This is a genomic window from Paenibacillus sp. FSL R7-0652 (genome assembly GCF_038595045.1).
Lineage (GTDB): Bacteria > Bacillota > Bacilli > Paenibacillales > Paenibacillaceae > Paenibacillus.
The window spans coordinates 907,099-932,758 of the sequence record NZ_CP152001.1; the positions used below are offsets into that span (position 1 = coordinate 907,099).

A 25,660-nucleotide genomic window follows, 5' to 3' on the forward strand; every position below is an offset into this window, starting at 1 on the left:
TACACATTCGTTAACTTGTGATCGTTATGTCGGCATTGTGATTCTTCTCACTTTCCTGACCTGACATCTGCTCTACACTTAGGCATGTAGATAGGGGGAAAGTGGATGATGATGCCGCAGCTCGAAGCCCAAAAGCAGCAGATAAGACCGCAGATGAAGCCGCGTGATTATAGCAGATATCCCTTCATTGTGATCTGGGAGGTGACGCGGGCATGTGCACTGAAATGTCTGCATTGTCGTGCCGAAGCCCAGTATCGAGCGGACCCGAGGCAGCTGACTACAGAACAGGGGAAACGGCTGATTGATGACATCGCTGCTTTGGAGGAGCAGCCGCTGTTTGTCTTTACCGGCGGAGATCCGTTAATGCGGCCTGATCTGTTTGAACTGGCGGACTATGCGATCCGGGAGAAGGGGCTGCCTGTGTCCATGACGCCCAGCGCTACCCCGAAGGTCACTCAAGCGGCAATTATGCAGGCCAAGAAAGTGGGTTTATCCCGCTGGGCGTTCAGCCTGGACGGGTCAACAGCCGAGATCCACGATCATTTTCGCGGAACGAGAGGTTCGTATGATCTGACGATGAGGGGAATCCGGTTTCTTCAGGAAGCAAACATTCCAATTCAGATTAACACAACGGTATCCAGATATAACCTTCAAGATCTGGATGCAATCAGCCGCAAGGTGAAGGAGATGGGCGTTGTGCTGTGGAGTCTTTTTTTCCTCATTCCGACAGGCAGAGCCCGGGAGAAGGATATGATCACGCCGGAAGAGCATGAACAGGTTATGAAATGGATGGTGCAGCTTGCTCATGAGATGCCTTACGGCGTGAAATCAACGGAGGCACCACACTACAGAAGAGTAATGATGCAGCAGCGGGCAGCGGCAGAGCAGCAAATAAAGCAGCGGTTAGCGCAGAGCTCGGAATTCAACTTGGGACGTCATTCGGAAGTAGAATTAAGGCCAGATACGGGGCGATTTTCAGAAGACAACGCAGATCAAAATGCAGGTTCAGCCCTCTCCAAACACAAAGATTTGCTGGGACGCGCACCGCAAGGGGTTAATGATGGGGACGGATTTGTGTTTATCAGTCATACGGGTGATGTCTATCCCAGCGGTTTCCTGCCTGTGGTGTGCGGTAATGTGAAAGATGAATCACTGATGGATGTATACAGAAACTCACCTGTGATGCAGACACTTAGAGATAAGTCGAAGCTGCAGGGTAAATGCGGCGTGTGCGAGTACAAAACGATGTGCGGAGGCTCCAGAGCAAGAGCGTATGCAGTTACAGGAGATTATATGGCTGGTGATCCGGCATGTGCCTACATTCCGGCAGCGCTGCGATAAAGTTTATATGGCGGGAAGTGTAACATGGAGAATCAACACAGGAAACAAGTCGTCATCGCTGGCGGCGGTATTACCGGATTAAGCGCAGCCTATTATGTGGAGCAGTTTTGCAGGGCAAACGATGTAACAGCAGATATTGTCATAGTGGAAAAAAAAGATCGATTCGGCGGGCATGTGCACACCGGTAAAAGGGATGGATTTGTGATCGAACGGGGACCCGATTCTTTTCTCGCACGCAAAACGTCTATCATTGAGCTTATGCATGAGCTTGACATGGGGGAAGAAATCGTCGGTACGCGGCCGGGAGTATCTCACAGTTACATCGCCTATCGGAACAAGCTGCATCCAATCCCGGATGGTTTCATGCTCGGAGTACCCACGAAATGGAAACCGTTTATAACTACCCGACTGTTATCACTGCGGGGTAAAGTGCGCGCTGCGGCTGATCTTGTTTTGCCGCGACGGTCAAGCCCACAGGATGAATCACTGGGTCAGCTGCTGCGCAGACGACTCGGCGATGAAGTATTGGAACAGATTGCCGAGCCGCTTCTGGCAGGCATCTATGCGGGTAATGCAGATGGACTGAGTGTGCAGGCAACCTTTCCGATGCTGCAGGAAACGGAGCAGAAACATCGCAGCCTGATTGTAGGCATGCTTGGGGTGAGAAAAAGTCGAGTACCGAAGCAAGCAGCCAAGCCTGCAGCCGGCGCAGCTGTGAAATCTGTATCACAACCAGCGGGCACGGCTTCGAGAAGCATGTTTTTAAGTGCAAGCGGTGGACTGGAGAGCGTGGTCACCCAACTTGAGCAGGCACTGGCTTCAACGTCCACAGTGCGGCTGATCAGGAAGACGGAAGTCATTCAAGTGACCAAAACGGATACAACCCCAAACACTCATAGAGGCCGATATAAGATCCATTTAAGCAGCGGCTCTTCACTTGCAGCGGATGCAGTTGTGATCGCCGCACCTGCCTATGCAGCAGCGGATATGTTGTCACATGAGCATGATTCGATTGCAGAATACCTGCGTTCGATTCCTTATGCTTCTGTAATAAACGTTGTACTCGCTTATCGTGAACAGGATGTGGGTGTTTCCCTTCAAGCGTCCGGCTTTGTCGTACCGCGCAAGGAGGAACGTAAAATCACTGCCTGCACTTGGACGTCGAGCAAGTGGGCACATACAGCCCCCGAAGGTCATGTTCTTATGCGGGCATATGTAGGTAAATATGGTCGTGATTCAATGAGCCAGCAGCTTGCCGATGACGATATTATTGCTGAAGTCCGTCGTGAATTACAGGAAACGATGGGCATTTCGGCACAGCCCATCTTCACAGAGATTAATCGTTTACCGCATTCCATGCCCCAGTATCAAGTCGGACATCTGGAACGAATCGGAGAAGTTGAGAAGCTGCTGGAAGATGTTATGCCGGGAGTATACGTTGGTGGCGGAGGTTACCGGGGAATCGGTGTTCCGGACTGCATTTCACAAGGCAGGGTTATGGCGGAGAAAGTGATTGCCGCGTTGCTGGACAGATAAACATATAGAAGCGGCAGCCTGTCCCGAAACATCGGATAGAGCTGCCGCTTCTTTGTTGTCAGGGCACTAAGTTTCCTTACGCCGAGATGATCTGCTCAAGGATTATATTCTCATAATCAATGGATTTTGATCAGGCTATTTCGCATGAGCCTGCTGCGCCAGCCATTCTTTTTTCAATATCGCATATTGATACGTGTTCTCGTATTTCGGCGTGCCGTCCTCATTTTTGACGAAAGAAATAAATTCCAGAAATAGTCCTTCCCGGCGCATGCCTAATTTCTCACACAGCTTCTGAGACCGGAAGTTATCGTCTTCTACATAAGCGTATATTCGCCGAATTCCCTGTTCCATAAAGAGGTGTTCCATGAAAGCACGAGCACTCTCACTGGCATATCCTTTTCCCTCGAACCTTCCGTTAAAATTCCAGCCGATACTATACGTATCTGAATCTGATTTTGAGTCTGGATTCGAATTGGAATCCGAATCGGAATCCGAATCTGGATCATGGCCTTCTGTCATACCGAACAGCTCTCCAATGATTTCGCTGCTGTCTTTCAGGCAGACGGCGATATGGGAGTCATCCTTGCTTCGTTTCTCTACCTCTGCGGCTGCTTCCTCAAGTGTCGACATCTGATGATCCATAAAGCAGTTCACTCGTGGATTCGCAGTATACTCGAGCAATCCGGCAGCGTCCGATGCGGTAAAATTACGTAAAATCAATCGATTAGTTTCGATCGTTTGCATATATGATTCCTCCAATTAGATTCGCGTGATATTCATTATCCTTTTTTGGGCGCCAAGTCTCTCGGCTTAACTATAGCCGGTGCGGCTTTGGCTTTGATCGGCGTGCTGACTTCCTTTGTCCCGATTGTCTCATGAATTTCAATAATCTCATCTATCTTATTCGTTTTATCTGCTTTGGAAAATAGATTCATTAATTTGTCCTTATAGATATATCCGAATATAAATCCAACTACAGCGATAACCGAAATGACGATGGCGATCGTGTACTGCTGCATATGCAAATTGGAACCTACCGCGGCTGATGCGATAATCCAGGGCAGACGACCAACCAACAGGATGGTGAAGAAGCGTAACGAACTGATCGATGTTAGCGCAGCGACAAATACAAGCATGTCTTTGGGCAGACCAGGGATAAGGAAAAAGATAAACAGAAAAGCGGTAAATTTCCGCTCATCATGCATGAACGACATCCATTTCACATTTTGCTTCTGCAGCAGGCGCGATATAAAATCACGACCGATAAAACGGGTGAAATAGAAGGCAATCGCTGATCCTATGATCAGACCGACCGTTGTATAAAAGGAACCGATTATAGAACCGTAGATATACCCCCCGGCAATCTGTACGACCTCTCCGGGAATAGGTGCAACGACAATCTGTAGAATTTGAAATAAAATAAACATGATCGGGCCCCAGTGTCCCGTTGAATGAATATAGGCTCTGAAATTGTCCATTGACGACATGATTTTAATAATAGCTGGTGCGTAATAGATCAGTAGACCCGTGGACAAGACAGCGATCAGACCAAGCAGTACTTTCATCACGATACGTTTTGAAGTTTGCGGCATAGCTGAAGACTCCTTTGTGTAATGACTTTGACTATTAATATTATAAATCGAAATCATGAAGAGATACCTACTGAAGTTCTGAAGAATTCTTAAGACGATCCTGGTCCGCTGGCTCTGGTGAAACGCGCAGACTATACTGAAATGAACGGAGGGATTTGGTATGAATAACAACAAGCAGATTTTGATCGCAGATGATAATAGTGAAATTCGTGAAATCGTGAAGATTTTGCTCGAAAGTGAGAATTACGAGGTCATTGAAGCTGTAGACGGCCAAGATGCGATTGATAAAGTAACGGAGGAGACCGATCTTATCATTCTGGATATGATGATGCCTAACAAGTCGGGACTCAAGGCGTGTCTGGAGATTCGCGAAAAAACAAGTGCACCGATCCTGTTCCTTACTGCCAAAACACAGGATTCGGATAAACAATTAGCATTCTCGTCCGGGAGCGATGATTTTCTGTCCAAACCCTTCTCGTATACCGAGCTTGTAGCAAGAGTCAAAGCACTGCTTCGCAGATATTATGTGTATCGGGGTAAGGAGAAGGTCGAAGAGTCCGAGCATATTGTGGTGAAGGATCTGACGATTCATCAGGATTCCAAATCTGTCTTTATCGGCGATAAGGAAATCTCGCTGACGGACATTGAATATCAAATTTTGATGCTGCTGGCATCGAAACGCAGAAAGGTGTTTTCAGCCGAAAATATCTATGAGAGCGTGTGGCAGCAGCCTTATTTTTATACATGCAATAACACGGTGATGGTTCACATTCGTAATCTGAGAAACAAGCTGGAGGATGACCCGCAGCAGCCTAAATATGTGAAGACGGTTTGGGGGAAGGGGTACAAAATTGAATAAACTGCTCATCGGAAAGAAACTGAAGCTCAAGCTGGTGCTTGCGATTATTCTCTCCCTGATCGCTGCCGTTGGTATATTCATCGTGTTACAGGTGGTTGGCGAGACAGCGCTCGACAGTTATTTAAACAAGTCGACTTTTATAGAAAACAGGCAGCGGGATGCGCTCGAACGATTTCAAACGATGGTAAGCAGCGAGCATTTGTCCGCTCAGGATCAAGATAGGCTGACGGAATGGATTCGTGGGGAACGGTATTTGGAGCTGTTTATGTTTGAACAGGATAAGTTGATTTATGCTTCCAACACCGAGGTGAATTCTGCCATTAATGAAGAGCTGTTAGCTCAGTTATTACCGTCCAGAACACCAATAACGGCGGTCCAGTTTGCGGATAAGACGGTACAGATTTATTTGGTTGGTTTCTACGAATATCAATACTATAACCTGCTGCTGGTCTTGACTGTGTTCGCTGCTTTGATTGCGTTTATTATTATTTTCCTGCTGATCGTTAATCGGAAAGTATCGTATATTGGCAAGCTGGAACGCGAGATTAAAATACTGGAAGGTGGCAATCTGGATTATCGAATCACGGTATCCGGCAAAGATGAGTTGTCATCGCTGGCATGGAGTATTGATGAGATGCGGAAATCTTTTGTGGAGCGACTTGGCAGTGAGGAAAGGGTGAGAACTGCGAATCGGGAGTTGATTACGGCAATATCTCATGATTTGCGCACACCGCTCACGATTCTGCTTGGATACATGGACATTATTGAACTGGGCAAATACAAGACACAAGAGGATTTGCACCAGTATATTCACAATAGTCGGGAGAAGGCTTATCAGATCAAAATTTTATCGGACAAGCTGTTCGAGTACTTCACCGTATCCTCTGCGTCAGAGGAGGAGGAAGTAGAATTTGAGATCTATGATGGGCGGGAGTTGATCGATCAACTCTTGGATGAGCAGCTCGCCGTAATGGAAGAGTTCGATGTTCACATCCAACCCAAACATGCGGAGCAGCCTTTTTTGCTGGAGATGAATCTCGTAGCTATTCGCCGGGTGTTTGATAATATTTTCTCCAATATAAAGAAATATGCGGATCGTTCTCATCCAATTGATATCGAGTTATGCATCAGACAGCAAATCTTAATCATGACAGCTCGGAACCAGATTAGACCTGTCGATAAAACGAAGGATAGCAGCGAGATTGGACTGGTCAGCTGTCAGAAAATAATAGACCAGCATAACGGAACATTGAAGGTATCTCGGCAAGCGGACACCTTTACCTTACAGATCGAACTGCCCGTTATTTTCAATAAAGAAGATCGGAAGTCGTATTGGGACCAGGGAAACGAGGAATTTAGGCAGAAATAATACATTCCCGCATGTTCGATGAAACTTCCAGGTGTTAGGAAGGGTTATATAAGAGAGAAGCAGCAGAGGTAAGAAGTGTAAATAAGAACGAAAATAAAGTGGAAGTACAAGTAAGAACCACAATGTGAGGGGAGAGACTTCATGAAGAACAATCATACTCCGCTGAGTAAACAACTGGTTTTACAGCAATTGGACTCGCTTGGTTATTCGAACCGAATGAAAGAGATTGCCCGGCTGGGACGGAATCATCCGGCTCCTGAAAATTATGCTGCGCTGCTGATCGAGCTGCTGGATGGCGGAACTGCTTACGAGGCACATCTGGCGTTGACTGGCGCTGGTGCGGTACAGAATGCGCAGGTCGTTATACATGCACTGAAGCATCCCAAAGCCGGCGTTAGAGGCCGGGCAGCCGGGATGCTGGCGGATGTGGTCACCGATCCGGGTTATGCCATTGAATCCGAGATCGTGTCCATGTCGTATCACTGCCGTCATCTGCTGCTGCGAAGCATTGTGAAATATAACAGACAGGACTGGGCAGAACGATTGCTGCCGATTGTATTGGAACGCTGGGGTGCAAAAGAAGCGGTTCTACTGCTGTACATATGCGGTGAAGAAACGGTCCGTGCGCAGCTTCCGAAGCTGGGATATGCCATTCGTAACTGGCGAATCATCACGACCCGTTACCCGGATCTGGTCTCCGCGTATCTGAAGGATGCCCTGAACAAGACTGCGGACAGTGGAAAGTCCAGTGTATGGTACATGATGAGTACAGCGGTAGAGAAGCTGGGTGTGTTCAGGCCATCCGCTCTATTGGACTTTGCGCTGCAGTATGGCCCGGAAGAGCTGATTCACCCTGTTATTAAAGATCAATTGGGCATTCTGATCCAGACGAGTCCTGAGCGTGTATTCGAACTTCTGACACGGGAGAAGACAAGGGCATATCTGCTGAACCATGGAATTCCGGCGGGCGTGTTGAAAAAAAGAAGATACTTCACCTCAGCCCAGTGGACCGCACTGGTAACGATGCTTGCAGAGGCACCTTATCAAGTGGCTAAGGTACTTGATACCCTTGCGCCATCCATCCGTGAAGCGCTGTTTGATGCGGCATACCCGGAACAGGAACGTAAGACGCGCATGTTCCCCACGGCTCTGCTCGATGTGCTGCCGCATCAGCTGCGCGACAAGGAAGCGGCCCGGATGCTAATGCTGCGTGAAATTCGGGAAGACCGGGGCAGAACACTGGAAATGACAGCACGTCGTCTAATTGCCGAAGCAAGAAAAACGCTGGAGCAGTCGGTTCAGGTATCCAATGCGGATGAGCGCGCTTTGGCATATTCCCGTCTTATTCAGAGCACGGCTCTATCCCGGCGCGGGATGGAGGAGACATTACACTTCCTGACAAGGGTGAAGAACGATCAGGACCCGGTACGCTTTACGGTCATGTCCGAATTGTCGAACTGTCCTGTTCCGATGTTCCAGGAAGAGCACATAGATCATCTGACTATACTGTTGGACAGTGTCATTGACGCCAGAGACACTTCGTACGGAACGAGAACGGCAGCGGAGAAGCTTGCTTTTGCTATCCTGCGAGAGCATGCACAGGACCCGGAATGTCGGCTGTTCCAATTTGCACTGCAAACGCTTAAGAGAATGGCTATGCGTGACGGACAATTTATGCTGTTTGCCAGGGATTGGGACAGCCTGCCTCAGACCGCATTAGAGACGCTGTTTGATGAGATCTATGCCTTGGGTATTGAAGCAAATAAACGGGAGAGTGACTATGTCGTCCTGCGGATGGCAGATGCATTTGGCAAAGCGATTGATCGTTTGCCTAAACTCCATGAACTGCTGGAGGAATTGGTGCAAGGTAAGAAGTCGGCTGCTCAAGCGGTCCGGTACTGGTTAGCACCATACAAGACAAGGGATGCACGTGTGAGGAAACTTCTGGACCTTGATCCGACCTTTATTTCGTTCTATGAAGTGTTTAAACATCTGCACCTGAAACGTCAGGAGTGGCTGGACCCGTTTATCTCCGGCAAAGTGATTAAAGGTAGGCATTTATCGGGTAAAACGATCTATCTCGTGCCAGCCTATGACGGATTTTACCGCTGGCTTCCGCGTCAGCAGCAGGCGCTGGCTTTGCTGCTTGAGCGTGCTGCGCAGGACGGCAAACGAAGTTTTCATGAACGTGCAAATGCGATGCGAAGTTTGGCGGGCATGCCGGATTACCGCTCGAATCCGCTGCTGGAAAAGATGCTGCAGGAGCCGGAAATACATATTGTTGAGGCAGCGCTGCATGCTTTTTCATTAGCGGAGGAACCGGAAGAGGCGCTTCCGGTGCTCTTAGATCATCTGGATGGGGACCGTGCACGAGTCGCGATGTATTCCATTCCGAAGTGTGCACGCAGGGTAAGCCCTGCGCTGCTCACTTCACTGCTCTCGAAACTTCTGGATCGTGAGAAGCTGAAGATCACGGTAAGGAAGGAAGCGGTTCGACTGCTGGGAGCGTATAAGAGCAGTGAGAGCATGACACTACTCGTCCGGGAGTACGAGAAGCCGAACAGGCATAAGGACGTCATTATTGCCATCGGTCACGCTGCCAGACAGTGTCTGGATGATGAGCGAAGCTGGGCGATGATGAGTGTCATGGCATCCTCTTCTGACAGGGACATCGCCCGAAGCCTGCTGAATCAATATCCAGATGAACTTCCGGTGGAAGCGCGTTTGCGATACTTACAATGGATTACTGAAATAGCGAGTCATTATGATCCGATGGTATCGATGGAAGCTTTCCATGCTATGGCTCGGTGGGGACATGTGAGTGCAGAGACTATAGCGGATTGTGCCGTAAAAGCACTGATTGATCTGCAGCATGGTACACACTGGAAAGCAGCGCTGCATGCTCTTGTCACGGTTTGTGTGGACGGGAAAGTCAATGATCAGGTCGTGCATGTGATCCGCCATTTGGCAGATGCACAGGTTCAGAGCGAATGGAATGCAGGCAGTGAGAGAGATTTGCCGCATCGCCAGCGTTTGCTGGAGTTGATTGATCGACTTGTTTCGTTAACTCCGTCTGTAAGAAGCAGGCTTGTACCATTATATGCATTGATAATTGAGGCCCTTCAGCCATTTGAAACCTTGAAACTGGCGTTAACTCGACTGCATTTGGCTGCGGTTGACTGGGGCCAGCCGGAACAGGCGGTAGATCGACTGCAAAGAGTCATAGATATCGTAAATGCCCATGGGCATGTCCTGGAATCGGTGGATCGCCAGGTACAGCAAACTGTGATGGTCAGCAAAGGAGACTGGAAACCGGAACAGCTTCTTCGCATTGTAGATTTGCTGCAGGTACGGCCGGATATGCCTTCCTCCTATATGGAGCTGACCCTGCTGAAAATTGCGGGAGAGGTTTTATTATGGAATGAGGATTGCCGTAATCGTCTAAGAAATTACAGGCAGCATAAGCATGAAGCGGTTCGGCTGCGGGCGCTGGACAGCTGGACGACTCTTGAATAACATAACAGGAAAGCGGTACAGACATTATTCTGTACCGCTTTTTGGGATGAAGACATTTTATGAAAAAACGTTCGGTGATGGTTTAGTTCCCCGCATTGATAGAATCAAACATCTGCTCTTCATACTTCAGCACACTTTCACTTCCCGGCTTGGCCGCTCCAGTGTATACATTTTTGGTATTGTGGTAGAAAGCTTCAGCAAAATCTCTGAGCAGGCTGTTATCATGATGCTCCAGAGCCATGGCTTGAAACATGCTGCTTAACATTATTGGTCATTTGAATAATCGTCGAGATATTTCAGATTAAGAAACTCATTGAGAATATGTACTTTGAATTCCTCAAGTTCTTCAGCAGTCGGGGTATATCCCTCAGCCAGCTTTTCTACAGCGGCAGCTTTTTCCTTAGGGGATTGCTGGTTGTTTGCAATTTCATTAATCTGCTCTTCCCAGGCAGAAGCAGAAGTTTCCAAGACAGCAGCAGGAGATGACGTGTTACTCTCCCCTCCAGTGTAGAACATCAAAGTCGTAAACGTGTACATCAGGAATGATATCATAAACATAATCTCTTTCATTTTTTCCCTCCAATGGATATGTATATAGGATAGTTTATCAGAGGTTTGAATAATCTGCCATGTGATTCATGTTGAATCGAACATGTAAAACAAATCATTTTTAGAGGGCAAAGAATGAATTTACTTTAAAGCGGAGAAGTGTTAGTATTTGGTGGAAAATGGTAGGGGAAACACATGAATATTTCTACTAAACGATCTGCACTTAAGGAGGCATCCCGTATTGAACATCCTATTAGTCGTAGATATTGTGCTCAGCGGCCGAGGTGGAATGGAGACAGCCCTGTCATTAATTTATCATGAGCTTAAGCCTAAGCATGATATAACGGTGATTCTGAGAGGGGAATCCGAAGATCAAGCCTGGGAAAAGGGAATGAACACGATCGCTTTGTCTAGGAAAATTAGCGATTTCATTCCAAAGCATATTCTGTTCAATATGTATTCTGCTGCCTTGGCGAACGTCATTAAAGAACTTCCGAGAGCAGATATCATCGTCTCCACAGGGGCCATTGGCGTTAAGGCTTCATCGCTGGCGGTCGCACGATTAAATATGCAGGTGCCTGTCGTTAGCTGGCTTCATTTCAACTTGGACTTTTACTATCAATTCTTCGAAGATTTACGGGCGGCGGACGGCCATCTGGCAATCAGTCAAGGTAACCTGAGAGACCTGCACTGTGTTTTTCCTGAGAAACAGAACAAGCTGGTCTATAATCCTGTGAAGTTTGATGATATTCCGTATGTGAGCAGATCGGCTCACCCTGTATTTTTGGTTGTGGGAAGGCTGGCCAAAGTAAAAAATGTGGATCATATCTTAAAGGCCCTGTCTCCTTTACAGCAGAAATATTTTGAATTACACATCATCGGTGATGGTGAACAATATGAACCTTTACAAGAACTGTCCTGTCAATTGGGGCTGCAGCATCATATTGTATGGCATGGCTGGCAGCAAAATCCATGGGATGCTGTGCACAGCGCTGCTTCATTAATTCTGGCTTCCGATACAGAACCGTTCGGGCTCGTTCTGATTGAAGCTCTTTCAAGGGGCATTCCGGTGATCTCCAGCAGCTGCAATTACGGACCAAGAGAGATTGTGAATGACAGCAATGGTTGGCTGTATGAACCCGGGAATCTGGGGCAATTGACGTCTATTTTGAACGGCGTTATGCAGGGTGATCTGACGCTTCCTGCACCTGAGACCTGCAGAGAATCGGTTAAAGGTTATGCGGTTCAACGCATTGCAGTACGTTTTGAACAGGCGCTTCAGGACATTGCAGTGTCTCGATCTGTACAGCAGGATTGAATCGTTCACAGAATATTCAAAAAAACAGTTGACACAGCAAATAAATGGAAGTATTCTAGAAAAAAATTCAATTTAGTGCAATAAAATGCATTATAACTAGTGGAAAGTACATCTGCAATCTCTTCGACGAATTAGACCGAAACCATCCTGAATTTTCAACTTTGGATTTAACCACACTTCATATTCACTTCACTTCATAGAACAGCCTTTTTAGACCCTCCTTTCTTTATTAACCAGACTTGAATGTATAACTTGGGTGCTGGGACAAGCCTCCACCTCATTCCTTCAAAGATTCGATTCTCAGCTTTTTGTTTTCGATATCTGCTGCCTCTTTCAGTGAATTATGATTATTCATAATGCAAGCGCTTACTATACGTTGTTATATGAGAGGAGGTGAGAAAACATGACGAATTATAAAAAACCAACCTTCCGCAAATTGGAATCTGCAGCGATTGCTGTTGCAGCAGGCTGCGGCTGTGGCTGCGCATTTTCAGTGGGCGCCGGTTATGGATCTTGCTAATCATTTATTGTTCATGAACACACAAAGAGGCCTGTTTATCGGCCTCTTATCTTGATTACGGGAGGCTTGTTCATGCAAATAGAGGAACGATTGCATATTCCGGATGTCGCGGTGTACTACGAGGACGGTCAGTATGTCGTACATAACGTTCAACTCAACTGTTGGGTTGTGTACTCACCAAGCGAGTATGAAATTGCATCGGAATTGATATATGACGGAAAATCGGCAGCTGAATTGATTGATTCAGGCTTAAACCCGCAGCAGGTGAAGCAGGTTGCACGAAAAATGCTGATGTATCGTGTAGCCTACCAAGGAGAAAGACCCGCTGAGTACCACATGCTGGATGTCATGCAGAAGCAGGGAATGGGTAAGGTCCCGCCTGCTGCGGTATATTTTGTAACGACCTACAAATGTAATCTGAGCTGTATTTATTGTTACGCGGACAGCAGCCCGGAGCGCTCGATGAATGGGGATATGAACACAGAAGAAGCCAAAGACATGATCAGACAGATCAAGGAACTTGGCAGTAGTACCATCGTGTTTACGGGTGGTGAAGCATTTATCCGTAAGGATATCATGGAGCTCATGGCCTATAGTAAAGAAATTGGATTAAAAGTTAACGTAATCAGCAATGGTACGTTGATTAACAGCCGTGAAAAGGTTAATGAAATTGCCAAGCTGGTGGATTTGTTTACGATCAGCTTTGACTCACTCGATAAAGAAGAGCATGAAGCCAACCGTGGTAAAAATACGTGGGAACGGGCACGTAAATCGATAGATCTTCTTCTGGAAGCCGGAATTAAATTGAAAATCAACCAAACGGTGACCAAGCATAATCGGGATTCGGTTGAGCCGATGCTGCAGTTTGCCACGGAGCGCGCGGTACGTTTGAATATTGTACCGCTAGCGACGCTTGGCCGCGGGGATGACCGCATGCAGGGACTGAGCTTTGGCGAACGCCGCCGCATTGCGGATCGGATGCTGGATATCGAGATGGGAGATGCCCATGAAGACTGCCAGGCTCTGAACGTGAGGCAGTATGAGCGCAGACGGCATTGCGGCCATGGTACGAGTGAGTTTTCAATTGATGCGAAGGGCAACGTTTTCCCCTGCAAGCTGATGCATTCTCCGATGTTTCACGCTGGATCAATTCGAGAGAAGTCACTTCGGGAAATATGGGAGACGTCGGAGGTATTTGAACGCTCGCGGAACAGGACGGTGCACACGCTGCCAGAGTGCATGAAATGTACGTTCAGGGAATCCTGCGGTGGGGGGTGCCGTGCATTCCATTGGGGAGCTACAGGTGACATTGACGGAACCACCCCCCATGATTGTTCGGGGATCCGGCGTGGTATTCGTAGAAAAATGGTTGCTTATTTCAAAATGGCAGGAGGTAAACCGAATGAGCCAGTGGTTTCAAATAGCCGATGATGTATTTTTTGATGAAAATGTAGAGGGGATATTCATTCTTTCGGATGCTGGTGAGGTATTCGTATTAGAGGATGATGTAAGTAAAGCAGTGTGGAATATGCTCGCAGATTCTGCACAATCTCTTGATGAGATGTCTCAGCAGATCAAGCTGAAATTCAATATTGGGGATGGAGACCATGTTGAGGACGATATTCGGGATTTTGTAACGGCACTATCCAAAATAGGAGTTCTGAACGAATGCAAAGTACCCGCAGACAGGATTTCCTGATTCGTGCATTGCAGCAAGGCAAGTCCATCCCCATCGTGATTGAGGGCCACTGCATGCATCCTCTTCTTGTTCAGGGGCAGCGCATTGCTGTGAATCCTTTACTGGATGAAATCAAAGTGGGCGATGTTGTGCTGGTTCGTGACCAGATGAATGGTTTTCTCGCTCATCGCATCATCAGCCTTGGACATGACTTCGTCGTAACTGCAGGTGATCGCAATCACATGTCTGATCCTCCTGTACGGCGGAATGATATTTTGGGACGATTGGATATAACGGACGATCCGATGCTCAATCAAAACCCGGAGCAAAAGCCTGTTCAGCATTCATCGACCCTAACTGATTCCCGTGGTTCATCATCTGAAATAAAGATTGTTGTCCATCCTGATGCCATGGGTAGTTCATATGGTGAAGTGTTGTCTCGTGCCTTTGGAGTAGATGTCGTCATCGCGAAAAATCCGCTCACCCAGCTAAAGCATATGCGGGAGAAGGGATGGACATCCGTTGTCATTCATGAAGGTGCAAGACAACATCTATCTCAGCTGCCGCATGCTGCTGGCAGGGTGGTGATCTTTGCCGGTTACGAGGTGGCGAGGGACACGGATGAATCTGCCGGTATTATTGGCATGAGTGATGTGGACATCGTAGCTCGAACAGCAGTCGAATATTGGAATAACCTGCATGCAGAATTAAGCATTGCAGCGATTATAGGTTTTCATATGAGGGGGACAACCGTATGTCATGGGTAATAACCGCCACATGCGAAGGAGAACTTTTGGCTAAATGTATCGTGGCTTGCCCTGAAGAAGCCATTCAGACTTCTCCAGATGCGAAGCAATATTATATTAATCCATCGGTATGTACCGATTGCGGCCTGTGTGATCTGGCTTGCCCTGTGGCAGCTATTTTTCCGGAAAGCGCCGTGCCGAAGCAATGGAGAAGCAGCATTGAAGAGAATCGTTTGTTCTTTCTCACGTAGTCACGCCATCATCACCTGCATATGTCAGCGCAAGGCGGAAGAGACTTGCGTTGACATGTAGTATCAGGGAGGAAGGGGAGCCGGAATACGATGCCGACACTTCGTGTACGAGTTGGGCAGTATCCGCTGTTATTGGAGCTGTGCAGAGCCATTAATGAGCTGAGACAAGATAAGTTGTGGACTGTTCCTAAGGAACGAAACTATCCGCCTGCGCTCTTGAATCTTATTCGTAATCGCGGTCTTCGTTCTAATGTCTATCGATATTGGGGCAGTTTGCTGCTGAAAGATATGCTGGCTATCCAGAGTGAGCCGGAAGTTAAATTGGTCAAACGTATATTAATTGCATCTGCGGATACCAAGGCGGATGAGGTTATGGCTGAATATGAAAATCATCTGGCTTCACAATGCGAGAAGATTCGAGAGTATCTGGCACCTTTAATCCATAATTTTGACATTGCCGAGGTTGTTGAACTGAAGCTTTATCCGCTATCAACTATGCCTCCTCCGCAGATCGGAAGATTCGGAGCCAGCCTAAGCAAAGCAGCAACGACATCCGTACATTTGGCCTTCGGCGTACCACCGCTTCATCTGTGGGATGACTTTAACCTGACTGTTTCTTTCTTCGCACGAGGCGGCATTCATTATCTCGTTAAAGAATGGCTGCTTGCTCACGAAGGCGAATATGGAGAAGTGAAGGAAGGTTTGAAACCATATCTGATTAATCTGGTTTCGGCGATCATTTTAATGGAAGTGGATCACTTTTTTAGCACGAATTTTGATCTGGTTTTCCATGAAGAGGACAAATTAGTCTATCAGTGGGCACTCTCGCAATATGATGGCAAGATGGGGTTTGGTAGTCATCTGATTCAATATGTCCGTAATCTGAATGCGCACTGGCCGCCTCCGCATCTGGAAGAGGTTCGTCATGATGTTCCTATGACGGTCGTACATACGATCCAGAAGAAAGTTCGTGTATCCATAAGCGACCAGTACAATCTTTTGGCAAACACCAGATGGATTGCCGATTATTATGATATTGCCGAGTCAGAGGATGAAGCTGGATTGGAGAAGGCATATCCGTTTCTGGTCTTACCCTGGAATGCAGAAAGTGCTGCAGAGATCTGCTCCAGGCATCATATCCAGCACAGTCATCATGAAGCCGCCGTGACTTATGAGCATATGACGGGTCAAAAGCAGTTCGATACCACGGATACACTTTGTCTGCTCATTGACCATGATGCGGAATCCTCTTGGAAGTTCGTTTTGCTGTGTCCTTCCGCGCGTGCTGAATCAGGATATTACATTGAGACTTCCGTATTGTCACAGATTCATACAGCGATCGCTTTCGTAGACTCTGCCTCGGGAAGGAGAATATTATGAGCCGTTTACATGCCGGATTGGTCCAGATATGGATGATTGTTCGGGCAGGGGATCGGGCGATCTGGGTATTGTTAGCCCTTATTCTTGCACTCGGTGTGTGGCCTGGTTTCATGGTATGGGCAATCAAGCATTCAGTGAATCAACTGGCTAACGGCGACCGCAACTCATCGTTAGCTTACATAGGTATTATTGCTGGGGCTGGCACGATTGCGATTTTGCTCAACGTGATACAGCCCTATTTTCTTAGAAAAGTAAAGGACCACGTCTATCACAATCTGTCTATCCGCCTGTTTGACAATGTAAATCGTAGAACAGAAAATGAGCTGCTCCGTGCGTCGACGCGAAACCGGATTTCAAGCACTTCGGAATCGGTCAGCTCGATCTACCATGGTGGACTGGATGGGCTGTCGGCACTACTCCAGGTCATTATAACGGGAATTTCCCTGACATGGATTCTGTTGGTGGTGGCATGGTGGGCGCCTTTGCTGATACTGGCTGGTACGGTGCTTAATGTATGGCTCATGAAAAAGGCAGCAGCTGCTGAATCAGGTTTTCTGGAAAGCATCTCGGAGACAACGAGGCTTGAAGGAACGTTTCTGGATATGCTGACCACGTTTAAATCTGCCAAAGAAATGCGTGTTTTTGGTATATCCGGTTGGGTGAAAGGGAAGTGGCTGACCGAGCAGATTCGAATCGCACGCTTAACGATGAGGCAAATGATCAAGACCGGATTTTACAGACTGGCAGGTCAACTTGGCAGCGGGGTCGTAACAACCATTGTATTGCTGGTAGGGTTATGGAAACTTTGGCAGGGTACACTGCATCCTGGAGAAGTCGCAGCACTGCTTATTGGGGGGCTGCATCTGGAACAGCTGCTGGGCCTGGTTCTCAGCCAGGGTAAGCACTGGTTGGGGCGGAAAATGTTTTTGGCGGAATTGATACAGCAGCCCGCAGAGGAACATTCGGAAACAGCAGCAAACCCGGCTACAGAGACAGCTGCAAACACAGCCGCTGCTGGAAGTACAAATACAACTTCAGATGCGGGTATGGATACAGGCACAATAGGCCGCCCAAATAATGATATCCATTCTACCTGTGCCATTTCTGTTCGACAACTAACGTTCAGTTATGACGGAGAACATGAGGTGCTGAAAAATATCAGCTTTGATATTGAACGCGGAGCCAAGGTGGCCATCGTTGGTGCTAATGGTTCAGGTAAAAGCACCTTAATGCTGATGCTTTCGGGCTTGTTGAAGCCTGACCATGGTTCCGTAGTGTCGGAGGATACAGGCGGCTTCTGTTTGCAAGACTACGGACGGTATAAACTCTCCGCTGCTGAGAACGTGTATCTGGGTGATATCACTCGCAAGGAGCATACGGAGGACATGATGGAAGCATTAAAGCTTACTAATGCCCAATTTGTAAACACGCTGCCGCAGGGACTGCAAACGGAGCTGTGGCCGGAAGTCGGAGGATCGGACCTGTCAGAAGGGCAGTGGCAGCGACTTGCCTTAGCCAGAAGTATGTTCCGGGCTATATATCGGGCGGGCTCGGTCATTATTATGGATGAACCAACGTCAAAACTTGACCCGAGTAACGAACTAAGCATTCTGGAGTCCATTATTAATCGATTAGAGGGGTACACCGTATTGTTTGTTGTTCACCGTCTGGTGGGTTGTGCTTTTGCGGATACGGTTCTTCTAATGGATCAGGGGGAAATCCGGGACTATGGAACACATGACGGACTGCTTCAGACAAGCGAACCTTATCAAGCGATGTGGAAAGCCTCTTCTTCTTTTATGGAGACGATGAAGGAAGAGGAAGGAGGGGACGTGGCGTAATGTGGTTGACCAAGGTAAAGAACAAACGAAAGTTATTACCATGGATTGCGTTCGCTCTGTCCGTGACGCTGTTCAAAGGGATACTGCCCGCCGTTCGCATTTTTTTATTCGGTTATGCTGTGCAGCAGGTCATTTCCGGAGTAGATCTCGATCGTATGATTCTGCTGATGGCCTGGTTCGTTGCAGCAACCATCGGTGAGAAAGTGATGGATTCGTTATACGGTATTGCACTGGAGGGGCTTCGTGTTCACATGGGCCGAGCTGCCAAAGAGCTGTATATCGATCAATATAATAAAGTACCTTATCAGAAACTTCTTGATGCGTCCTTTTCCGAATCAGCAGAGAAGGCAGCGAACGGTCTGGATCGTGGACATCGCGTTCTCACATTGGCCCTGGATGTTTTGAGTGCCGCAGTAACCTTAATCAGCTTGGGTACAGCGTTGTGGTTTGTCACGAAAATTGGGTGTCTGGTGATGATGGTAACCTTTGCTTTTGTTGTATTCAAACAATATAAGCTGGGTCGTCAGATGTTTAACGTGGAGAATCAGCTGTCGGGTCATCGTATCCGTGAAAATTATTACCGCAGCACCGTTATGGATTTTCAACTGGGCAGGGAACGCAAGCTGTTTGGATATTCCCCTTATATCGTGAGTCTGTGGAAAAATACATTTACGGACATCAGCAAGACCAATCAATCTTTTCTACTAACCTCCCAAAAGACATCAGGACTGATGCAGATCGGTCAGCTTCTGCTCATCTCTGTGGCTTACATGGTATCGATTCTGACGGCCAGTTCTTCAATAGGCGGTTTAATCATCGCCTTTCAACTGATTGATGAATTGCTTGGCAAAGCCAATGCATTCGTGCTGGAGCTGCGCATGTTTACTAGTGAATTACTCACCGCATCCAATCTCTCTCGTTTTTTGGCTGCAGAAACAGCAGATCAAGTCGAGACCTCTGCCAAGGAAGCGGACAAAGAAATTGAACTGAATGGAGTTGGATTTTCCTATCCGAATCACAGCAAGCCTGTATTGACCGATGTAAATATGTATTTTCGATCCGGTGAGCTTGTCGGGCTGGTGGGAGAGAATGGGGCTGGAAAAACAACACTGTGCAATCTGATCTGCGGTCTGCTTGAGCCCGCCGAAGGTGAGATTTGGGTCGACGGAAAACGCAGTCTGCATACGGACAGGCTGGGAGCGGTTTCCGCTGCCTATGCTGATTTCGCCAGATTCCCGCTGAGTGTGCAGCAGAATGTTGGACTTGATCGAGAGTGGAGTACTGCTGCACAGCGGCTTGTACAGGATATCACCGAGCGGAGCGGAGATAAACGGCTGGGTGCAGGATATACAGATGGAACCGAGTTATCGGGTGGACAGTGGCAGCGCGTGGCGGTTGCCCGGGCGATGGCGAATACCCGGAAGATGCTGATCCTGGATGAACCTACGGCTGCGATGGACCCGGTCATGGAAGAAAGTGTTGTTCGGAGTGTCAAGCAGTTCGCAGCGGAGGGCAGAGCAGCACTGCTGATTGCACACCGGGTCAGCACCGTAATGCATTGTGACAGGGTGTATGTGATGGCTGATGGGCACATTGTTCAGGAAGGCGCGCCTTTGCGGCTGCTTGAGGAAGATGGGGTATTCCGTGAAATGTACGGTGCACAGGTTGCTCTGCTGCGCAAACAGGGAGCGGCTGCTTCTGTCGGGTGAGATCCGAAAACCTGGAAAGGGGAAATATCGATGAAGGTACTTATCGTATCACGTGGAAACGGATTTGGACATGCAAAGCGCGATCTGCTGGTCGCCAAACGGCTCATGCAGTTGAATCACAAGGTCATTATTGCGTCCTATTCCTCCGGACTTCACTATTTACAGAGGGTATATTCAGGTGATCTGATTGATCTGGAACTGCCTTCGGCTGGCAGCAGTGCCGAAAGAACACGGAAACTGCTGGACCTCATCAGCCGCACGCAGCCCGATGGCATCGTGGTAGATGAGGAACTGCTTGTACTTCCCCTCGCCCAAAGTCTGGGTATTCCAACCTGCTTCATTACGAACTGGCTGGAAGACGAACAGGAGACGCTGGGTTATCTGCAAATGGCGGACCAAATTGCGATTGTCGATCAGCAGGAGCACTGGATGTTCCCGACATCGGACTCGATTTGGGAGAAGCTGCACTTTGTAGGCCCGGTGGTCGAAGTGCCTGAACGGACAGCGGCCAGAGAGAAGAAGATTGTCATCACGTCAGGCTCGGCGACGATTGTGGACGTTCCTTTTTTCAAAAGAGCGATAGCAGACTTAAAAGGGGAAACCGATCATATCAAGCTGGTGTACAGCGGTACATTGACGAAATCACTGCAGCGGCTGGGAGATGAAACGACGCAGTTTATCGCCGACCCAAGCTCTTTTATGGATGAAGTGAGAGACAGCTCGCTGGTGGTGTGCAGGGGGGGGCATACGACGTTATGGGAATTGGCTTCGCTGGGTATCCCAGCTATCGCTGTTCCCCGGCGGGAAGAGGTGAATCGCAGCAATATTGTATATGCACGGCAGATGGGGGAGAGAGGTTACATCCGCTGGCTGGAGGAATCCGACATGGATCAGGGTTTGATCGCTGCTTATGCCGGTGAGATTTTGCGTGGTGTGACACAGCTTAGAACGTATGCTTATGATGGGGCGGCACTGGATCATCTGACCTCTTGTATTCTGGAAAGCTTTTCGCTTCACCTTGCGGAGAAGCCGTTATGAACGTGACCGTCATCATCCCGGTGTACGGCAAACCGGACGTGCTGCATCTGACGCTGCAGGCGCTGGCCGGGCAGCATTATTCGGACTTCTCCGTTTACCTGATTGATCAGGGGGGATCCATTCCTTTTGAACAGTTCAGAGATGCTTTTGAAGACAAGCTGTGTATTCATTACATGGATACCCCTGCACATACGACCGTGTCGGACAAACGTAATAGAGCTATACGTGACTCTACCGGGGATGTTGTTATTTTTCTAGATGCAGATACGATTGTATGTGCGGGGTTTGTTGGTGAACATGTAGCGATGCAGCGTGCTGGACACGACATGGTGATCGGCTACATCTACGGGAAGAAGGGGATGCATCGGGAAGAGCTGCATTATGAGGGAGAGCTGGAGCTTGAAGCTTTTATGAGCTGGTTCGAGCATGAATCTGGGCGCATACCCGATGAGCGGGAGAAATATTATGAGCCGGTGATGGATCAACTGATGCAGCTGCCGTGGCCTTGGGCCGTATTCTGGTCAGGTAACATCTCTGTTTCCCGAACAGCGTTACAGCGTGCAGGCGGATTTGATCACAGATTCAGCGGTTGGGGAATGGAAGACATAGAAGTTGGCTACAGACTTGTGCAATCTGGGTATGCATTAACGTTAAGCCGGTCAGCCTGGGCAGTACATGTACCGCATGAGGTGGACGAGGCAGAACGAATGCGCAATCAGGCGGCCAATGCCAGAATGTTCATGCGAAAATACCCTTCCATCGAGATTGAGCTGTTTCTCCTGAAGATGCATGATTGGAAGAAAGATGCAGCCGCAGCAGTTAACAAGGGACAGCGCGATTGGTCAGACCAGGACTATACATTTCAAGCCGTTATGCAGACGGTCACTTCAACCTATGGAACCCACTTTTTATTGGTAGGGTATGATGCGAGGCTGTTTGCCTTATCTCAGGTGAGCACACTGATTGATCCCCGAGAGCCGAAGGAATTGAAGCAAGATCTGATGAACGTTCCTGGAAAAAAGGTTTACAGACTTGCCGGCAGCTGCATGCCGTTTGAAGCATCCTCTTTTGATGGCTGTATTATTACTCCTGTGTGGACGATGTACAGACCAGAATTAATCTTTCACCTGTTCATGGAAGCGTTGAGAACATCGCATGTGTGTTACTGCGTCAGCCCGAAGACGGAGATCATGCCTCTGCTTGCAGTCATTGCTGCCTTGAAAAAGATGGGCAGAGACATCGAATACAGCATTATGGACGTGATGAATACGACCATGAAACTCGTCACCTGTATAGACCATGGGATCGCTCAAGTTCAGGAAGGAGGCATGTTAGATGACCAAGGGTGTCACCGTCATTATTCCTACATATAATCACTCCGAATTGTTGGAAAGAACGCTAGTATGCCTGAAGCATCAGGAGGCAGACACATCTTTATTTGAGGTCATTGTATGTGATGATGGTTCAAGTGATGATACCAAGGATGTCGCCTGTTCCTTTGAAGCTGATTTGGATCTGCGATACTGCTACCAGAAGGATCTGGGGTTTCGGGCAGGAACGGCGAGAAATATGGGACTGCATCTGGCTAAACATGAGATATGTGTATACTTGGATACCGGTGTATTGATCGGCGCGGATCTTATTCTTAATGTCATTCAATTTCATCGTTGTCACGAACATACGATTGGACTCGGCACGGTTCATGGCATGAATCAAAAGGATGACCAGCATCCGCTTGCGAAATACTTGCAATCCATAGCCTCCTCGGAGCATCCGGAGGCATGCTTGCGGAATCCCATGCTGAAGGCTTACCCCGATTCCAGACAAACACAGTTTGATTTTTATGAAAATGATCTGGATCGCAGTGCTGCTCCATGGACGATGTTTTGGACAAGCATGGTCTCTGTGGAAACCCGTCTGCTGAGACAGGTGGGCGGATTCGATGAATCTTTCCACGGCTGGGGGCACGAGGATCTGGAATTGGGTTATCGCCTCTGGAAGGCAGGATTGCATTTCCGGGCAGACCCTTCACTCCGTGCGCTGCATCTGCCACATGAGCAGTTTAATCCGGTAGAGATGACAAGCCGAAAGAATCATCTTCACTTTGTGAAGCTGCATCAGGAGCTTCCGGTGGAGCTGTCCTATGTGAATAAAAACTTTATTTTTGAAATGCTGCTTGGACAGTTTAATGCCGCGGATCGATATCTAACGCAAAATTATGATGATCTTGATCCAGCCTTATTTGAATTACATGAAGGAGGCAGGCGATTAGCCGTGGGGTATTTAACTCCGGAGTTCGTAAGCAGGCTGAACATTACAGATGTATTTGCCTGCAATCAGCGTAACGCCGAGATGATCCGTGCAGCGAAACCAGACGTTCACACCAGTTACAAAGCAGGGTTCGTCAATTTCTGTGAAGATGATACGTATCAAACGGCAATTATTACGGATGTATGGAAAGTCATTCCGATCACCTTGTTAATTGTACTGCTGGATGAGATACTGCGAATTGCCAAGCGGGTATATCTGCTGGATACGGCAGATATAGAGCTTGAACAGCTGCCGATTGCTGGCGATCACCTTCCAACCGGATTTCAGACTGCGTGTGTAGGGGGTACGGGAATAACGAAATTATACAGCATATCGAGACTGGCCCGGCAGCTGGATGCCGAGGTGAACAACCTGTGAATGGGACAGGTTGTTTTCCGCCTTTATTTTCAATACAATCGAATAGAATAAGTGCGCTGCACCACTATATGCTAATGAACCGGGGGAGAATGAGGATGACCATGAACTCCATTGAAAATGAAAAAGATCTGTCACCGGAACAGCGTGATGAATTGTTCAAGGCATTAAAGACCCGTTTTGAGAAGAATATGAGTCGCCATCCCGATCTGGAATGGGTTAACATTGAGGCCAAACTCGAAGCGCACCCCGATAAACTGTGGTCGCTCCACGAGATGGAGAAAACAGGCGGCGAACCGGATGTCGTCGAGCTTGACAGGGAGACAGGTGAATATATCTTTGTCGACTGTTCAGCAGAGAGCCCTAAAGGCCGTCGCAGTGTGTGTTATGATCAGGCTGCACTGGATGCACGCAAAGAGAACAAACCTAAGCATAGCGCTGTTCAAATGTGCATCGAGATGGGCATTGAGCTTTTGGATGAGACCCAGTATCGTGAACTGCAGCAGCTGGGGAACTTTGATCTTAAAACATCCAGTTGGGTGATTACCCCTGAAAATATTAGGCAGCGGGGTGGAGCTGTTTTTTGCGACCGCCGTTACGATACCGTGTTTATGTACCATAACGGTGCGGAGTCCTACTACGCTGCAAGAGGTTTCCGAGGTTTGTTAAGGGTGTAAACGAAATAAAAAGGAACGATTCGGCAGGCTGCGAATGGTTCCTTTTTGATTTAAATAAAGTTGATTTTGATTTAAATTAAGCTAAGTTATCAGGTTATATCTTCTTTGTCACCGGGTTCCTCAATATGCACCATAACCCGAACCAGATAATCCTCCGCATGCTGCAGTACAATCTCATCCTGCATGTAATCCTCGTAAGCATCACCTTTAATGACGTACTGTTTCTTCTCGATATAATCAAAGATTTGTGGGAAAAACTTCTTGGTATCTCCGTAGTCAGCTCTTGCATAAGACACCAGATAGAATCCCTCCGGCATATATGCCTGTTCATGATGCTGGGTAGTCATATAGCTGTACATATGGGAGATCATGTCTCCATCCTTTCTTAGCAGATCAGCTTTGGGAATGATGATGCCGCCGGGATAACCGAGCGGTGCATGTTCCTTGTCCAGACGTACCCGAAAGTCCTCCCAGAGCTCTTCTGAAAACTCTTGTTTGGATGAATAGATATGTCGGCTCAGCAGCAAGGGGGTTTTAGGCTGCCAGATGACATGCATTTGGCTGGTGTCCAGATGCATGGATTGCTCTATATTTTGCGCACGCTGCATAATCATTTGTTTGGCCTGAGTCAGTTTGGCAATCTGCAGCTGCAGATTTTCCTCCTGTTTACGCAGCAGTTGAAGGGTGGTTTCCGGTGAACGCTCACCGAGATGCTGCTGAATTTCCTCCAGGGACATGCCGAGCTCTTTGAAAATATGAATAACGCCGATCGTTTCAAACTGGCTGTGACTGTAATATCGATAACCGTTATCCGCTACATAGGCAGGTTTGAACAGACCGATGCGGTCGTAGTAAATGAGGGTTTTGCGTGAAACCTCGGACAGCTTGGAAAAAGCACTAATGGACAGCATTTCATTCGGATGCATAAGCACCTCCAGATTTTAAAAAAGTGGATTGACTGTATAGTTGCTATACAGTTTATAATACAGCTGTTCTGAGCGTCGATCTACTTCTAGATGGCAGATCAGCGTGTTTATTTTAGATGAGGAGAATGC

General features: G+C 47.9%; 22 protein-coding genes. 17 read left to right on the forward strand and 5 right to left on the reverse strand.

Annotated elements, in window-relative coordinates; all coding sequences use genetic code 11:
- Positions 1–153: 153 nt before the first annotated feature.
- Together MKY97_RS04140 and hemG are read left to right on the forward strand one after the other, a co-directional pair.
- Positions 154–1,341 (forward strand): TIGR04053 family radical SAM/SPASM domain-containing protein, encoded by a 1,188-nt coding sequence (locus MKY97_RS04140; protein WP_342556226.1) that lies wholly within the window; start codon positions 154–156, stop codon positions 1,339–1,341.
- 24 nt (positions 1,342–1,365) lie between these two features.
- A complete protein-coding gene (gene hemG, locus MKY97_RS04145; RefSeq protein WP_342554249.1) occupies positions 1,366–2,877 on the forward strand; it encodes a protoporphyrinogen oxidase in 1,512 nt (503 codons plus the stop codon).
- A gap of 135 nt (positions 2,878–3,012) precedes the next feature.
- Here the strand turns inward: hemG and MKY97_RS04150 are convergent, their stop codons facing one another.
- A complete protein-coding gene (locus MKY97_RS04150) occupies positions 3,013–3,621 on the reverse strand; it encodes a GNAT family N-acetyltransferase (RefSeq protein ID WP_342554250.1) in 609 nt (202 codons plus the stop codon).
- A 35-nt stretch (positions 3,622–3,656) separates the two neighbouring features.
- Positions 3,657–4,469, reverse strand: coding sequence for a TVP38/TMEM64 family protein (locus tag MKY97_RS04155; protein WP_342554251.1), 813 nt, complete (start codon positions 4,467–4,469; stop codon positions 3,657–3,659).
- Positions 4,470–4,629: 160 nt separating this feature from the next.
- Between MKY97_RS04155 and MKY97_RS04160 the strand changes: the two genes are divergently transcribed.
- The 3 genes from MKY97_RS04160 to MKY97_RS04170 all read left to right on the forward strand — a co-directional run bounded on the left by MKY97_RS04160 (position 4,630) and on the right by MKY97_RS04170 (position 10,213).
- Positions 4,630–5,328 (forward strand): response regulator transcription factor, encoded by a 699-nt coding sequence (locus tag MKY97_RS04160; RefSeq protein ID WP_342554252.1) that lies wholly within the window; start codon positions 4,630–4,632, stop codon positions 5,326–5,328.
- A complete protein-coding gene (locus MKY97_RS04165; RefSeq protein ID WP_342554253.1) occupies positions 5,321–6,697 on the forward strand; it encodes a HAMP domain-containing sensor histidine kinase in 1,377 nt (458 codons plus the stop codon). The genes MKY97_RS04160 and MKY97_RS04165 overlap by 8 nt, the downstream gene beginning before the upstream one ends.
- Positions 6,698–6,838: 141 nt before the next feature.
- A complete protein-coding gene (locus tag MKY97_RS04170; RefSeq protein WP_342554254.1) occupies positions 6,839–10,213 on the forward strand; it encodes a HEAT repeat domain-containing protein in 3,375 nt (1,124 codons plus the stop codon).
- A gap of 82 nt (positions 10,214–10,295) precedes the next feature.
- Here MKY97_RS04170 and MKY97_RS04175 read toward each other — a convergent pair whose 3' ends face one another.
- Positions 10,296–10,454: a hypothetical protein gene (locus tag MKY97_RS04175; protein WP_342554255.1), complete on the reverse strand. Its 159-nt coding sequence runs from the start codon at positions 10,452–10,454 to the stop codon at positions 10,296–10,298.
- Positions 10,455–10,477: 23 nt separating this feature from the next.
- The gene (locus MKY97_RS04180) at positions 10,478–10,783 is read right to left on the reverse strand and encodes a hypothetical protein (protein ID WP_342554256.1); all 306 of its coding nucleotides are present in this window, start codon (positions 10,781–10,783) and stop codon (positions 10,478–10,480) included.
- A 220-nt stretch (positions 10,784–11,003) separates the two neighbouring features.
- Here MKY97_RS04180 and MKY97_RS04185 point away from each other — a divergent pair, with 220 nt between their 5' ends.
- The 12 genes from MKY97_RS04185 (at position 11,004) to MKY97_RS04240 (ending at position 24,605) form a co-directional block, all read left to right on the forward strand.
- Complete coding sequence (locus MKY97_RS04185) at positions 11,004–12,080, forward strand: glycosyltransferase (protein ID WP_342554257.1); 1,077 nt, start codon at positions 11,004–11,006, stop codon at positions 12,078–12,080.
- A 592-nt stretch (positions 12,081–12,672) separates the two neighbouring features.
- Complete coding sequence (locus tag MKY97_RS04190; protein ID WP_342554258.1) at positions 12,673–14,031, forward strand: radical SAM protein; 1,359 nt, start codon at positions 12,673–12,675, stop codon at positions 14,029–14,031.
- Entirely contained in the window at positions 14,003–14,299 is a 297-nt protein-coding gene (locus MKY97_RS04195; RefSeq protein WP_342554259.1) for a PqqD family peptide modification chaperone, read from the forward strand. The genes MKY97_RS04190 and MKY97_RS04195 overlap by 29 nt, the downstream gene beginning before the upstream one ends.
- Positions 14,269–15,045, forward strand: a complete 777-nt coding sequence (locus MKY97_RS04200; RefSeq protein WP_342554260.1) for a S24/S26 family peptidase — start codon at positions 14,269–14,271, stop codon at positions 15,043–15,045. The genes MKY97_RS04195 and MKY97_RS04200 overlap by 31 nt, the downstream gene beginning before the upstream one ends.
- Positions 15,033–15,275, forward strand: coding sequence for a 4Fe-4S binding protein (locus tag MKY97_RS04205; RefSeq protein WP_123064903.1), 243 nt, complete (start codon positions 15,033–15,035; stop codon positions 15,273–15,275). The genes MKY97_RS04200 and MKY97_RS04205 overlap by 13 nt, the downstream gene beginning before the upstream one ends.
- A gap of 90 nt (positions 15,276–15,365) precedes the next feature.
- On the forward strand, positions 15,366–16,655 hold the full coding sequence (locus tag MKY97_RS04210) for a hypothetical protein (protein ID WP_342554261.1): 1,290 nt from the start codon (positions 15,366–15,368) through the stop codon (positions 16,653–16,655).
- Complete coding sequence (locus MKY97_RS04215; protein WP_342554262.1) at positions 16,652–18,496, forward strand: ABC transporter ATP-binding protein; 1,845 nt, start codon at positions 16,652–16,654, stop codon at positions 18,494–18,496. Before MKY97_RS04210 ends, MKY97_RS04215 begins: the two co-directional genes overlap by 4 nt.
- Positions 18,496–20,205 (forward strand): ABC transporter ATP-binding protein, encoded by a 1,710-nt coding sequence (locus MKY97_RS04220; RefSeq protein WP_342554263.1) that lies wholly within the window; start codon positions 18,496–18,498, stop codon positions 20,203–20,205. The genes MKY97_RS04215 and MKY97_RS04220 overlap by 1 nt, the downstream gene beginning before the upstream one ends.
- A gap of 30 nt (positions 20,206–20,235) precedes the next feature.
- Positions 20,236–21,243 carry a glycosyltransferase gene (locus tag MKY97_RS04225; protein ID WP_342554264.1) on the forward strand — a complete coding sequence of 336 codons (1,008 nt, stop codon included), beginning with the start codon at positions 20,236–20,238 and terminating at the stop codon, positions 21,241–21,243.
- Entirely contained in the window at positions 21,240–22,616 is a 1,377-nt protein-coding gene (locus tag MKY97_RS04230; protein WP_342554265.1) for a glycosyltransferase, read from the forward strand. The genes MKY97_RS04225 and MKY97_RS04230 overlap by 4 nt, the downstream gene beginning before the upstream one ends.
- Positions 22,579–23,931 (forward strand): glycosyltransferase, encoded by a 1,353-nt coding sequence (locus MKY97_RS04235; protein WP_342554266.1) that lies wholly within the window; start codon positions 22,579–22,581, stop codon positions 23,929–23,931. The genes MKY97_RS04230 and MKY97_RS04235 overlap by 38 nt, the downstream gene beginning before the upstream one ends.
- A gap of 95 nt (positions 23,932–24,026) precedes the next feature.
- Positions 24,027–24,605, forward strand: coding sequence for a DUF4256 domain-containing protein (locus MKY97_RS04240; protein ID WP_342554267.1), 579 nt, complete (start codon positions 24,027–24,029; stop codon positions 24,603–24,605).
- Positions 24,606–24,694: 89 nt separating this feature from the next.
- Here MKY97_RS04240 and MKY97_RS04245 read toward each other — a convergent pair whose 3' ends face one another.
- Positions 24,695–25,531 carry a MerR family transcriptional regulator gene (locus MKY97_RS04245; protein WP_342554268.1) on the reverse strand — a complete coding sequence of 279 codons (837 nt, stop codon included), beginning with the start codon at positions 25,529–25,531 and terminating at the stop codon, positions 24,695–24,697.
- Between the last annotated feature and the right edge of the window lie 129 nt (positions 25,532–25,660).